Source organism: Neisseria sicca (genome assembly GCF_003044565.1).
In the GTDB taxonomy this organism is placed as follows: domain Bacteria; phylum Pseudomonadota; class Gammaproteobacteria; order Burkholderiales; family Neisseriaceae; genus Neisseria; species Neisseria sicca_A.
Window position 1 is genome coordinate 358,361 of the sequence record NZ_POXG01000003.1, and the last position, 13,610, is coordinate 371,970.

General features: G+C 50.1%; 8 protein-coding genes. 3 read left to right on the plus strand and 5 right to left on the minus strand.

Annotated features, from left to right (window positions below; genetic code table 11):
• Positions 1-63 precede the first annotated feature (63 nt).
• From DBZ16_RS08915 to DBZ16_RS08925, 3 genes are all read right to left on the minus strand, one after another.
• Positions 64-1,632: a TROVE domain-containing protein gene (locus DBZ16_RS08915; protein ID WP_107813724.1), complete on the minus strand. Its 1,569-nt coding sequence runs from the start codon at positions 1,630-1,632 to the stop codon at positions 64-66.
• A gap of 240 nt (positions 1,633-1,872) precedes the next feature.
• Positions 1,873-2,286, minus strand: a complete 414-nt coding sequence (locus tag DBZ16_RS08920; RefSeq protein ID WP_107813725.1) for a hypothetical protein — start codon at positions 2,284-2,286, stop codon at positions 1,873-1,875.
• 26 nt (positions 2,287-2,312) lie between these two features.
• Positions 2,313-2,765: a hypothetical protein gene (locus tag DBZ16_RS08925; protein WP_240600320.1), complete on the minus strand. Its 453-nt coding sequence runs from the start codon at positions 2,763-2,765 to the stop codon at positions 2,313-2,315.
• Positions 2,766-3,681: 916 nt separating this feature from the next.
• Here DBZ16_RS08925 and DBZ16_RS08935 point away from each other — a divergent pair.
• From DBZ16_RS08935 to rtcR, 3 genes are all read left to right on the plus strand, one after another.
• On the plus strand, positions 3,682-4,437 hold the full coding sequence (locus DBZ16_RS08935) for a tRNA(His) guanylyltransferase Thg1 family protein (protein ID WP_107813726.1): 756 nt from the start codon (positions 3,682-3,684) through the stop codon (positions 4,435-4,437).
• Between the two features lie 13 nt (positions 4,438-4,450).
• Positions 4,451-9,778: a RecQ family ATP-dependent DNA helicase gene (locus DBZ16_RS08940; protein WP_107813727.1), complete on the plus strand. Its 5,328-nt coding sequence runs from the start codon at positions 4,451-4,453 to the stop codon at positions 9,776-9,778.
• 79 nt (positions 9,779-9,857) lie between these two features.
• A complete protein-coding gene (gene rtcR / locus DBZ16_RS08945; protein WP_107813728.1) occupies positions 9,858-11,486 on the plus strand; it encodes an RNA repair transcriptional activator RtcR in 1,629 nt (542 codons plus the stop codon).
• 183 nt (positions 11,487-11,669) lie between these two features.
• Here rtcR and DBZ16_RS08950 read toward each other — a convergent pair whose 3' ends face one another.
• Together DBZ16_RS08950 and DBZ16_RS08955 are read right to left on the minus strand one after the other, a co-directional pair.
• Entirely contained in the window at positions 11,670-12,125 is a 456-nt protein-coding gene (locus DBZ16_RS08950; protein WP_107813762.1) for a hypothetical protein, read from the minus strand.
• A gap of 177 nt (positions 12,126-12,302) precedes the next feature.
• Complete coding sequence (locus DBZ16_RS08955; protein WP_107813729.1) at positions 12,303-13,589, minus strand: F390 synthetase-related protein; 1,287 nt, start codon at positions 13,587-13,589, stop codon at positions 12,303-12,305.
• Between the last annotated feature and the right edge of the window lie 21 nt (positions 13,590-13,610).

Genomic DNA, 13,610 nt, shown 5'->3' on the forward strand with positions numbered 1-13,610 from the left:
TCAATCTTTTACCGGTAAGGTCGTCTGAAAACGTTGCCACCTTATTTTCAGACGACCCCTTAGCTAATTTACCGCCGCCAGCTCGGTTTTCTCAATCTCTTCCACCCAGAAATCCGCGCCCATACCTTGCTCGGCGAACAAGCCGATGAGCGTGAACACTTGGTCGGAGAAGCCGCCGATGTTCAAGATGTCGCGGCGGTTTTGCGCCTGTGCGGTGGTGTAGGGCTGGATGTCCAAGCAGACGAGTTTGGCTTCGGGGCAGCGTTGTTTCAGGATGTCCCATTCCTTCATCAGGCCGGTTTTGCAGCCCCAATGTTGTTCGCGGTCTGCCCAGCTTTCGTTGTCAGATACGATGACGACCAAGTCCACATCGGCTTTTTCGCGGTTCAGCATGGCGAGCGGTGCGCTGCATGCCGTTCCGCCGCCGCCGATATTGGCGAGTTTTTGGGCGTTGGTCATGATGCTGTCGCGCGGGTTGAGCTGCACGTTTACCGTGATTCGTTCAAACGGTATTACGCGGGCTTTCGGGTTGGTGCGCAACATGGCGGCGGAGACGAGTGCGGCGATGTCGATGCAGCGGGTTTTGCTGGTTGCGCTGCCGCGATAGCCGGTAGCCGAGCTGTGCATGGAGCCGGAGACATCCGGGCAAACCACGACTTTGCCTCGGATGGCCGGTACGTTTTGTACGGCGGTTTCCATCGCGTCTTGCAGCGCTTCGCAGATTTCAAACGGCATCTTTTCGGATGTCGCCTGATACGCGGTCAGCAATTGGTAAGGCAGGACGCGGGCGCGGCGGATGGCGGTTTTGTCGCGCAGTTTTTCTGCCACCATTTTGATGTTTTTGCTTTTCGCAAACACATCGTGGCGCAGGAAAGTGTTCAGGTTTTGGCGAACCTGCTGCCATGAGCCGTTGCGGGCGATTTGCGCCCAGTCGCCGCTGTTCAATTCCAAGGCAGTGAGCATTTGGAAGGGAACGTCGGGCAATGCGCCTTGGCGGCTTTGCTTGTAGTCTTCAAAGGCGCGGGTAATGGGCGGCAATGCTTCGCGGTCGTACGGTTTGCCGATAAGCCACGCAAACCAGGTGGCACGCCATGCTTCACGCGGTTTGGGATGCACCATTTTGACCACATCCGCCAGCGACGGAGCATTGCCGATAGCGGCGTTCAACAGTTGTTTTTCGGTAGCGGTCAAAAGCCAGGTCTGCATCAGTTTTTTCGGACGGTTGCCGAAGGATTTTCTGCCGACCGCGCCGCTGCGGATGATTTGCGCGAAGTTGCGCAACATTTTACCGTTGTCCGCTACTTGGTCGAACACGCGGGCAAGCATGTTCACGTCTTTTTGCGCCAACACGGCAAGCAACAGCGCGGGCATGTCTTTCATGAAGCCTTTTTGACGGGCATACACGGCGGTTTTGGCGATAAACTCGGCATCCAGGTTTTCTGCCAATTCCAATACTTGCTCAAGCTGGTCTTGCGCATCGGTGTAGTAGGTGCTGTTCAGGCAGCCGGTGGCGGCAAGTTGGGCGAGCTGTTGTTTGGGTGTCAGCGTGTAGGCGATGCCGCCTGCTTCGTTGCGGGTGTCGGCAGCGGTCAAACGGGTTTTAAGTGATTGGAACAAGGTGGTGTTAGCCATTTTTCATTTCCTTTCGTGTTGTTGTTTTTGGGTGGTCTGATGTTTTAGCTTTATAAAAGCAGTGTTTTCAGACGACCTCGAATGGGTGGCAACGCAGCGGCTAATATTTGAAGAGATACGGTTTTTTAACGTGGAAGGTTAATGTAATCCCTTCAGGCATCCGCCTGTCGCCGTAAAAGGGGGAGGGAGCGGCTAGGCTGTGGCAGGATTCCTGCTTCGTATTATTAGTACGACGATTGTTTATCCAATGTAATCCTGCCGGCATCCGCCCGTAAAACTTGTAAATATTGGTTTTAACTTCATTGAAGCTGTACTTTCAGACGACCTTTCGCTTTCAATCATGCAGCGGATACATGCCTGCCGCACATAGGCTTTGCGGTCGTCTGAAAGACGCAGTACAAGCATGCTTCCATAGCCGAACAGAAAATCTGTTTCTTTGCCCTGCGCCGTGCCGAGTATTTCGGCTTGGCGGAAGGTGCGGCCGTCTGAAAGTGCGATGTCGTAACGGCAGCCTTCCTTTATCAAACTGCATTCCGCTTCGGGAAAAGTCTGTTCCCGCCAAGCCTGCTCGCGTTTGCGGCTGCGGCTGTTTTGGAACGACCCGCAAACCAGAGTTGAAAAAACGATGACGCCGATGATTAACCAAGTGTTCATATCTATTCCTTAAAGGCGGCTCAGTTTCAGGTAGCCTTTTTTGGAAAAGGATGTTCTACCCATCTTTCCAAATATTCTTTTTCGCCGATATTCAGATAAATATCTTCTAAAATCAGACGGATGTTTTCCGCCAATTCATACCGGGCCACTTTGCCGTGCCATAAGGTTTGTTGTGGACTGCGATTGAAGTTGAAACTGAAAAACCAGTCGTCTGAATAAATCAGCCTCACTTCGGCTTCGTTGCTTTGTTCGGCTGCAGATACCAGTAAGGTCAGTTCGCCGGGTTCGTCTAAAAACAGGACTTTCGCCTCAGTAATGCTGCCGCCGCTTTGCAGAGCAATTGCTAAATCACATAAATCTTTCAGCGAATCATGCAGATAGGAAACAGCCTGTTGATAGTTCTCTTCGCCATATTTCACGGTAACGTTTGCCCAGCCTGCATCGTGCAGCTGATAGGCGATATGGAATGATTCGGTCATGGCTATGCCTCCTTCAGGTCGTCTGAAAGTATCGATAAGGTGCAGTACGGCAAACAACGAGTTTTTGGAAACGCCTTATTGCTCTAACCGACTGAGCTACCCGCCGAAAGCGGGGCAGGACTCGAACCTGCGACGGATGTAGTTTCCAAGGCATTTGTCTGCCATACTGCGAAAAAGGTGGGCGGCTAGATTGGCAGGATTTACGCCGTTTCCGGCGGCGGGAATCGAACCCGCAATAACCGATCTGTAATCCTGCCGGCATCCGCCCGTAAGGGGTGGTACATCTGGCAACAAGAATGGTACATCTGGCAACAAGAAGTAGAGAAATTTTTACGCGCTCTATCCTCTGAGCTACTCTGCCATAGTTGGCGGCAGAGGCGGGATTCGAACCCGCGACCTCGAGCGTTGGCAGGCTGTAATTCCTCCGGCATTTGCCGAATGCACCTAAAACGGTTTTCATCGTAGGTCGTCTGAAAAGTTTCAGACGACCTTGAGTGATCAAGCGATACAGCAAGCCATCAACCATTCAGGGGAACAAGGCTGGCATTTGCCTGCTGAATCAGAAAAGGTGGGCGACTAGAGAAACAAGACGTCAACGCCTATTAGGCGAGTCAGGAATCGAACCTGCAGAACCACTGTAGTCTTGTCGGCATTCGCCCTGTAACGACACAACAGCTAAAAATTCACGGAAAATTCTTTCCTATAGAACTGTATTTCCCGCAGCATCTGCTGCATCGTTACATTTACAACACAGCCAACAGCGTGCCAACGATAAAAAAATTTCAAAATTAATTTTTAATTTATTGAATATAAAGAAAATATATTTTAACGTGGTCTTTTACGGCAAAAAGAGTAGAATACTGGAAAATATATTTATAGATAGATTTATAGAAAATAAGATATTTAAGGAGACGCGATGCGATTCGACGATTTGGACAAACGCCTGCGGCAATACGAAACAGCTTATGATTTCTGCGTGCCGCAGGAAAATTTCATTGTAGTGCGCTTGGACGGACGCGGCTTTACGCGGTTGACCAAGGAAATTTGGCAGTTTGAAGCACCCTTTGACATCCGTTTTCGCGATTTGATGGCGCACACCGTCCGTCATTTGATGAAATGCGGTTTCAATGTGGCGTACGGCTATTCCGAAAGCGATGAGATTTCGTTGCTGCTGCGCCGCGACGACGATACTTTCAAACGCAAAACGCGCAAAATCATTTCGGTATTGGCGGGCGAAGCCAGCGCCGCCTTTTCGGTGGCACACGGGCAGCCCGCCGCTTTTGATGCCAGAGTTTGCGTTTTGCCGAATGAGAAACTGGTGGTCGATTACTTCCGCTGGCGGCATGAAGATGCGCACCGCAACGCACTCAATGCCCATTGTTATTGGATGCTGCGCAAGAAAGGCGAAAGTGTATCCCGAGCCACAGAAGCGGTCAGCGGTCTCACGCGCGCGCAGAAACATGATTTGCTGTTTGAACACAATATCAATTTCAACGAATTGCCCTCATGGCAGAAACGCGGCTTCGGCGTGTATTTTCAGACGACCTTGAAAGAGGGTTTCAATCCGCAAACCGGCGAAACCGTGCAGGTGGAACGCCAAATTTTACATACGGATTTCGAGCTGCCTTTGGGCGACGATTACGGCGCGTTTGTCTTGGAAAGAATCGTTTAGAGGTCGTCTGAAAATGAATACTCCTACAAAAGTACACATCCCTGCTGTTCTCATCATTGATTTGGAAGTCGATCCAAAAACCGACAAGCCGTTCAAAATCGGTGCATTCCGCCCCGACTTTGGTTTATTTTTTGAAAAAGCTTTTCGTGGAGAAAAGGGTTTTCATGCTGCCTTGGTTGAAATGGCGAATATGACTGATGGATTGAAGTGGCTGATGGGGCATAACTTTCTCGAGCACGATTTGAAATATTTGAAGGCTGCAATGCCTGAAGCTGCATGGCTTAAATTGCCTGTTATCGATACGCTGCGGCTCTCGCCTTTGGCGTTTCCACAAAATCCGTATCATCGCTTGATCAAAAACCATAAAATCATCTCTTCTGAAATTAATTCCCCGCTTGCCGATTGCCACGCATGCTGGCAACTTTTCCAAGACCAATGCACGGCGTTCGGCAAAATCAAGGTAGAAAGTCCTGAAGAATTTGAGTTGTGGGCGACCTTGTCCGACATGCCTCTGCCATACCAGATTTCAGATTGCATTACCATTCCCGAACGCGTCATATGCCCTGATGTCAAGCGGCTGATCAGCACCATTTGGCTGATGATGCAGGACAACGATGACCAAGGTCGTCTGAAAGTTTGCCGCACTCGTTTTACGGAGTTGATGAAAACTGATATCCATAATCCTGATATATATCCCTCCCTCGGCTACGCTTTGTCGTGGTTAAAAGTTTCTGGTGGGAATTCTGTACTGGCGCCGTGGGTGCGGCATCAATTTCCCGAGACGGCTCGGCTGATTGCCGAATTGCGTGATCATGATTGTGGCAGTACAGAATGTCGTTATTGTCAGGATACGCTCAATCCGGATGTACAGTTGCAGCGTTATTTCAAACTGCCTACTTTCCGCGATGTAAAAGGATTTGATGGTGGACAACGTGCGGTGGTGCAATCAGGTATGAAGGGATTGCACACGCTGGCAGTATTGCCTACGGGAGGCGGCAAATCCTTGTGTTATCAGTTGCCAGCACTCAACCGCTACTACCGCAACGGAGGCTTGACAATAGTTGTTTCACCGTTGCAATCGCTGATGAAAGATCAATTGGACGGTTTGGAGAAAAAAGGTGATACCTGCGCTGCTATGCTTAACGGCTTGGTTGAGGTGGTTGAACGTGCCCAAATTTTAGACAAAACCGCCTTGGGCGATATTGGCATCTTGTTTGTCGCGCCTGAGCAATTCCGCAACAGAAGTTTCATTACTGCTATTTCACAGCGCCAAATCAATGGCTGGGTATTTGACGAGGCACATTGTCTGTCAAAATGGGGGCACGATTTCCGTCCTGATTATCTATATGCAGTCAAATTTATTGCTGAATACAGCAAAAATAGTGGTGCGGTTGCGCCGGTCAGTTGTTTCACTGCTACCGCCAAACCCGACGTCCTTGCTGATATTACCCACCATTTTCGAGAGGAAATGGGTATTGAGTTTCGCCAATTTATCGGTGACAACGCACGCGACAATCTGTTTTACGATGTGCAGGAAATTTCAGACGACCTCAAAAAGCAAAAAATCAACGATCTGCTACATCGTGAACTTGATCATCAAAGCGGTGGGGCCGTGGTATTTGTCGGACGGCGGAAAAGTGCGGAAACCTATTCGAATTATCTGAAAGAACAAGGCTGGGCATGTGAGCATTTCCACGCCGATTTAGGTAACAACGAAAAAGCCGATATTCAAAACCAATTTATTGGCGGTAGTTTGCGCGTTATTGTTGCCACCAACGCCTTTGGTATGGGGGTGGATAAATCCGATGTGCGCCTAGTGATTCATGCCGAGATTACCGGTTCGCTGGAGAATTATTTACAGGAAGCGGGTAGGGCAGGAAGGGATCAGGAAGATGCAAAATGCGTGTTGCTTTATGACGGAAAAGACGTGGATACGCAGTTTTCCATCAGCAAAATGTCGCAAATCGAATTACGCGATTTGAAATCAGTATGGAAGAAAGTCGGTTGGCTGAATCAGGCGGCATACGGCAAAGACCATTGCGGTGAAATCGTGGCAACAGGTGGCGAAATTTTGCGCGCCACCGAGGAGCATATGAGTTTTGACAGCGATGATAGACAGGCAGATACCAAAGTCAAAACCGTGCTGGCATGGCTGGAACGCGCAGACTTATTGGAGCGCAAGGAAAATCAAACCCGTATTTTCCCCGCACGTTCAGGTCGTCTGAATCTAGATGAGGCGCTGGCGATTATTGAAAAAAACAAGTTCAGCAAGCGTATCTCGGAAATTTACCAAACTATTGTCGAAATCGTGTTTCAAGCGCCAGATGACGCGCCTTTGAGTACCGACGATTTGATGCAGGCAACAGCATGCAGTTTCACTGAATTGCGCGGTCATCTAAAAAAACTGGAAGAATTGGACATTCTTACCAACGATACACACATGACCGTTATTTTGCGTACTGATAACAAAAAGCCTGCTGATAAACGTCTGGCGCAAGTTATCGCTTGGGAAGAGAAACTTTGGCAGATTTTAAAAAACGAAATTCCGGAAGCTGATCAAGGGATTTGGCAAAATCTCTCGTTGAATGCTGTTTGCTACCAAATGAATGAGGCGGGTTTGGAAACCAATCCTGCTGAAATCAAACTTTTGATGCAGTCGCTCGCCGATGATAAGGCGGCACAGCGGACAAATAGCAGTGGAAGTTTCCAAATCCGTGATGTTGGCAACAACCTTTTGAAAGTGCGTTTCAAGAATTCTAAGAGCGACAGTTGGGAAAGCGTGCAAAACAACGCAGAGCTGCGCCGTAATATCAACCTCTGCCTCTTACCATTCTTGATGGCAAAAACCAACGGAGTGCGCCAAAAAGACGTAATGGTGGAAACCCGCATGGGTGAATTGGTACAACAGATTGCCGACGATTTGGTATTGTCGGTGCAAATCCCCGCCGACCGTCGTGAGCTTCTGCTCAAGCAGGCTTTGCTGTTCATGCACAAACAAGGTGTGATCAAACTCAACCACGGTATGACTATTCTACGTCATGCCATGACTATTATCCCTAATCCTGAAGCGCTCTCAGCCAAACGCCAATATCTTGTGGAGGACTATAAATCACTTTCTGTTTTTTACAGCGAAAAACGTTTTCAAATCCATGTGATGCAGGAATACGCCCTTCGTGCATTGAAAAACCTTGCCGAAGGATTGAATTTGGTGCGAGATTACTTTGGCTTGGAAGAAAAGAATTTTAAAAATAAATGGTTTAAAGGTCGTCTGAAAGAATTGGACGAGCCTGCATCGCCACAAACCCTGCGCGAAATTACAGATGGGCTGAATGAGATGCAGAAAACCGTTGTTACTGACCAAAGCGGTAGTAACCGTCTTATTCTTGCCGGACCGGGTTCAGGCAAAACGCGAGTTATTGTGCACCGTGTTGCTTACCTCTTACGGGTGCAACATGTTCCCGCATCCGCCATCATTGTTTTGACTTTCAACCGTTTGGCGGCGCAGGAGGTCAAGCGCCGACTGTTCGGACTGGTCGGCCCTCTTGCTGCTGCCGTTACGGTCATGACTTATGACGGTATGGCAATGCGGCTTTTGGGGGTTCGTTTTGACGGCAACAATCGAGAATACGGCAAAAGTCAGTTTAAAGAATGGTGCAGGCAGGCTGCCGCTATGCTTTCAGACGACCTTGAAAACGATGATGGTAGCGATGAGACACGCGAACGTATCATGGCAGGTTTCCGCTATATTCTGGTAGATGAATACCAAGACATCAGTGAAGAACACTACCGGCTTGTTTCTGCGCTTGCGGGTAGGAAGCGGGCTGAAGAAGACAAACTGACCATTCTGGCGGTCGGCGACGATGACCAAAACATCTACGCCTTCAATGGCACGAGCAACGAGTATATACACCGCTTCCAAAAAGACTACGACGTTGCCCAACCTGACTATTTAACCTACAACTACCGCAGTACACAATACATCATCAGCGCTGCTAACAGCGTAATAAACGGCATGACAGGTCGTCTGAAAACACTGCATCCGATTGTTATCAACCCTGAACGTCAAACACAGCCCAACGGTGGCGTATGGGCTTCAACAGACAGCGAAAGGCAGGGGCGTGTGCGCCACATCAGCCTGCCGTTCGGTAGCAGCAGCAACATACAGGCACAAGCGGTTATTGCCGAAATAGGTCGTCTGAAAACCTTGAGTGCAGTCGAATGGAATGAGATTGCAGTTTTATCCCGTCATAATGCCACTCTCAAACCTCTACAGGCATGGTGTGAACAAAACGGTATACCTTATTTTTTGAGTGCCGACAAAAGCAGCAAAATCAAATTGCGCCACACCCGTGAGTTTGTCCGTCTTATTGATGGCGTGGAAAAACAAACCGAAGGCTTTACATCACAAGCTTTTGCAGAACTTATTAGTGAACAAGTGAAAAAAAGTGGTGGTAGTTGGTGCGTTTGGTTTAGGCAATTACAAACTGATTTCTTAAACGAATATCCACTGCAAGATGAGAAGCTACCTGAAAAGTCGGATAACCTTGCAGAGAGTCGTGAGGCAGAAATCCAAGCGTCGCCCAAAGAAGACAACGGGTCGTCTGAAAACGATAGTGGCAACGTTAACCGATATTCGTCCGCCTTTCTTAAAAACTGGCTCTACGAATATGTAGGTGATGAACATGAAACCCGTTCGGAAGGTATATTTCTAGGCACGGCGCACGCAGTCAAAGGGTTGGAGTTTAAGCACGTCTTCATTTTAGACGGCGGTTGGCAGGGAGTTGATGAAGCCGAACAGAGGCTTTATTACGTCGCTATAACTCGTGCCATAGAAACACTGACCCTACTGCAAACTACCCCAGAGCATCCTTGGATGGCAAAGCTACCTGATGATATTGACAGCGTGGCTCAAATCTTTACCGAATTACCTGAGTTGAATACCGAATACAGGCGTTTGGCAGCTTATCGAAACACGGCAGTCGAGGGGGAAACCGATAGCAAAAGTGATTTGGATATCGACTTCATTGTCTGTCACAACAATGTCGAAACTGTGAAACAACGTCTGTTTGCTGCTGCGAAGCTGAAAAAAGACGATCCACTGGCAATGAAGCGGACGGAGGATGGCAGATATATTTTCCTTTCTGATGATATTGAAGTTGCCCGTACCGTCAAATTACCACCGTTGCCGACAAAAACTACCGCTTATGCCAACACCTTCAGAGTACGTTATTTAGACGAAGTCGGAGAATCATTTCGCCAACGTATCCCAGAAAAAATCGGTACTAAAAAGCTGGAAAAATGGACGCTTGTTATCCCTATGTTAATGATACCACCTGAGTAAGGGAATTTTTCAGGTGTTCTCAAGCATAAAGAGGGCGTTTTGAATACAAAGACTGTCAGAAACTCAAACGGAATAAAAAATGGGTAGCAAAAAACAAGTCGCCGTCAGCTTTCTCGGTACGGTATTGGACAGCGGTTTCGGTCAAGGGCGTTGGCAGAAGTGGCGGCCGAACGTCGCCATGAATCAGCGTCAGGATTTCCATCTTGACCGCATGGAGCTGTTTTATTCGGAGAAATACCGCGATCTGGCGGATCATGTCAAAGCCGATATTCAAGATGTGTCGCCGCACACCGCCGTCAATCTCGTGCCGATGGAGCTGGAAAACCCGTGGGATTTTTCCGAGGTTTATACCAAGCTGCATGACTGGGCGGCGGGCTATGCGTTTGATACGGAAGAGGAAACCTATCTCACCCACATCACTACGGGTACGCACGTTGCGCAAATCTGCCTGTTTTTATTGGTAGAATCGCGTCAAATCCCCGGCGTGCTGTTGCAGACTGCGCCGCCGAAAAATCAAAAACGCAGCATGGGAAAAGGCGATGTCGGCAGTTATGAAATCATCGATTTGGACTTGGCGCGTTACGACGTGCTTGCCGAGCGTCTTGCTGCTGTGCGCGATGATGCAGTGCGCTACCTGAAAAGCGGCATTTCTACTCAAAACGCTGCCTTCAACCGTATGATTGCCGAAATCGAACAAGTCGCGCTGCATTCCCCGTCGCCGATTCTGCTCTCCGGTCCTACCGGCGCGGGCAAATCGATGTTGGCACGCAGGATTTTCGAATTGAAAAAAGCGCGCCATCTGATTAAAGGTGAGTTTGTCGATGTGAACTGCGCCACCTTGCGCGGCGACGGTGCGGCTTCCGCCTTGTTCGGTCACAAAAAAGGTGCGTTTACCGGCGCGGCGGAAAAGCGCGAAGGCTATCTGAAAACCGCCGACGGCGGCGTACTGTTTTTGGACGAAATCGGCGAATTGGGCTTGGACGAACAGGCCATGTTGCTCAAAGCCATTGAAGAAAAACATTTTTATCCCGTCGGCAGCGACAAGGAAGTGCAAAGCAGCTTCCAGCTTATCGCCGGTACCAACCGCGACCTGCGGCGGGAAATCCGCGCCGGACGCTTCCGCGAAGACTTGTTTGCCCGCATCAATATTTGGAACTATCCGCTACCCGCACTCGCCGACCGCCGCGAAGACATCGAGCCGAACATCGAACACCAGCTCGCGCTCGCTTCGCAGGAACTCGGTCGCGCCACCCGTTTCAATAAAGAAGCCCTGTCCGCCTACCTTGCCTTCGCCCATTCAAGCGAAGCCCGATGGCGCGGCAATTTCCGCGACCTTGCTGCCAGCATCATGCGCCTTGCCACGCTTGCCCCGCAGGGCAGGATACAGACGGAACAAGTGGCGGCGGAAATTGAGCGGCTCAAATGGTTGTGGGCTGAGGAGGCGGATTCAGACGACCTTGTATCTAAGAGGTCGTCTGAAAAGGCGGATAACTACCCCGACAAAATCGATTGGGAAAATTTGGATTTGTTTGACCGATTACAACTGCAAAGCGTGATTGACGAATGCCGCAAACACCAAAACATGGCGCAGGCGGGAAGGGCTTTGTTTCATGTTTCCCGAAACAGCCGCGCCAAAACCAATGACAGCGACAGGCTGCGCAAGTATTTGCAGAAATTCGGTTTGGAGTGGAGCGATATCGTGCAGTAGATGAGGATTGGTCTGAGCGGGTTGTGGTGGAAGGGTGGGGCTATTTCGATTGGCTGGCGTGGTCAATCAAGGGAAAGGTCGTCTGAAAAAACTGTTCTCAAGATTCACTGAGTTCGTTTTAGCTCCGCAGAAACTGACTGCGACCGTTTTCAGACGACCCTTTGCTTTGTGGCGGGGATGGACTTATGGTTTGGTCAGATAAGGATATAGATCCATGCGTCCGTCTTGACGTACGGCTAAATAGTCCGGTGCATCAAACCTCATCCCAGTACCGTGATAAAGGCATTTTTGCTGAGGATCAGGATACAGTCCGCCGCCCAAATAGCCGATTTCTAGCGGTTGCTGATTGGCAGCATACTGTTTCAACACTGCGGCAGCAGCTTGTGTTTGTTCGGCGGTGGGATGGCCGTCGGCTCGTCCCAGACCAAGCAGATCCCAAAAGGTTTTTCTAGGAGGGGTAATACGGATATTGTATGTCGTACACCCATCGTTATAAATTGGGTGTTCTATTTGGCGGACGGAAATTCGATAGTAACCGTGGCTGCCTACAATACTGAGGACTTGGGCTTTTGAAAAATCACCGCCTGCATAGGCTGCTAACGGAAACGGTAGGAAGAAGAGGGGGATAAGGTGGCGCATAAGGTTTAGGTCGTCTGAAAGAGTGTTTGGCGTTACTGCAAGCTTAGCATGGCAGGTTTTACGGAAAGTAGGAAGGTAAGGTCGGGTATGGCGTTTTCTTTTTACTGGAAGGGTCGTCTGAAATTTTTCAGACGACCCTTTTTATCTTTGCTTTAGAAAGATAACACATTAAAACGATTAAGGATTTTCGCTATACGGGGAAATTTTCGTCACGCGCCGGCGTTTTTGGTGCAGGGGGCGGGTTTGTTCCGGCTGGAAAATGTAATCGAAGGGGCGAAGTTGCAGCGTCTGCCACAGGCGGTCCAGGTTGCGGGTGGCGGCGGCGCGGGTTTGTTCTGTGTCGGGCGTGAGGAAAATGTGTAGGGCTTTGCCGTGTTGCTCGACGCGGTATTCTTGGATGAGGTCGTCTGAAATCATGGCGCGGCGGATGAAGTCGGCGTAGAGGGCGTAAGGTTCGCCGTTTGCCGTGCGTGCGTCGAGGATGTCGTCGCAGCGTCCTTCGATGGCGCTGATGCGGGCGAATGCGCTGCCGCAGGGGCAGGGTGCGTCGTTGGCAATCAAAACGTCGTCGAGGCGGTAGCGGATGACGGGTTGGCTTTTGCGGTTGAAGTCGGTAATGATGGGGGCGAAGCGGCCGCTTTCGCGGTCTATCCAGTCTTTTTCGATATAGACCATGTCTTCGTTCAGATGCAGGTTGCCGTGGGCGCAGGTGTGGGCGAGGAAGCCTTCGGTGCATTGGTAGATTTGGTGAACCGGCGTGCCGAAGCGTTGCTCGATGCGGGTTTTGACTTGCGGTTCTAAAACTTCGGCAACGGAGATGATTTTTTTGGGGCGTATGGCGAGGCCGGAATGCTGGGCAAGCTGCTGCAATACTTGGGCGGGGGCGATGAGGATGGTGGGGTTTTGTGCGTTGAGCCTTGGGATGTGTGCATCCAAGGTGTTGAGCAGGTCGTAAAACTCGAAGCGTATCAGCGGGCTTTTGACGGCGGTGTAGAGGTTGCTGTTGGCGCGCAGGAAGAAGGCGATGCTGTGGCGGGCGAGGTAGGGGCGGGGCAGCATGCGTTTGAGCATATAGCCTGCCCACAGGGCGGACTCTTCGGGTGAAACGAGGAAAATGCCCCTGTTGCCGCTGGTACCGGAGGAAAGTCCGACGGTGATTTCTTTGCCCGAGGTCGTCTGAAAAACGGGGCTGAAGTCGCGGCTTTCTTCGGCTTTGAGCGCGACGGATAGGGCGTCTTTTTCGCTGATGCCGTAGGCGTTGATGTCGGCGAAATGCTGCATGAAGATGCGTTTGTTGATAACGGGATAGTCTTGCAGCTTGGTGCTGTGGGGGTAGAAGCGGCTGTCGTGGTTTGTTAAAAGGCGGTTGAGCTGTTTTTGCTGGTGTGCTTCAAGGGCGGCGCGTTCCGTGTAGTTTCGGGTGTTGAAGAAGGATTTGAGGATTTGCCATTTTGAAGGTTTCATGGTGTGTTCTTTTGGGCGGTT

Bases quoted from the DNA above. Each gene is read 5' to 3' on its own strand.
- DBZ16_RS08915 (WP_107813724.1), bottom strand. From the start codon at position 1,632: ATGGCTAACACCACCTTGTTCCAATCACTTAAAACCCGTTTGACCGCT.
- DBZ16_RS08920 (WP_107813725.1), bottom strand. From the start codon at position 2,286: ATGAACACTTGGTTAATCATCGGCGTCATCGTTTTTTCAACTCTGGTT.
- DBZ16_RS08925 (WP_240600320.1), bottom strand. From the start codon at position 2,765: ATGACCGAATCATTCCATATCGCCTATCAGCTGCACGATGCAGGCTGG.
- DBZ16_RS08935 (WP_107813726.1), top strand. From the start codon at position 3,682: ATGCGATTCGACGATTTGGACAAACGCCTGCGGCAATACGAAACAGCT.
- DBZ16_RS08940 (WP_107813727.1), top strand. From the start codon at position 4,451: ATGAATACTCCTACAAAAGTACACATCCCTGCTGTTCTCATCATTGAT.
- rtcR (WP_107813728.1), top strand. From the start codon at position 9,858: ATGGGTAGCAAAAAACAAGTCGCCGTCAGCTTTCTCGGTACGGTATTG.
- DBZ16_RS08950 (WP_107813762.1), bottom strand. From the start codon at position 12,125: ATGCGCCACCTTATCCCCCTCTTCTTCCTACCGTTTCCGTTAGCAGCC.
- DBZ16_RS08955 (WP_107813729.1), bottom strand. From the start codon at position 13,589: ATGAAACCTTCAAAATGGCAAATCCTCAAATCCTTCTTCAACACCCGA.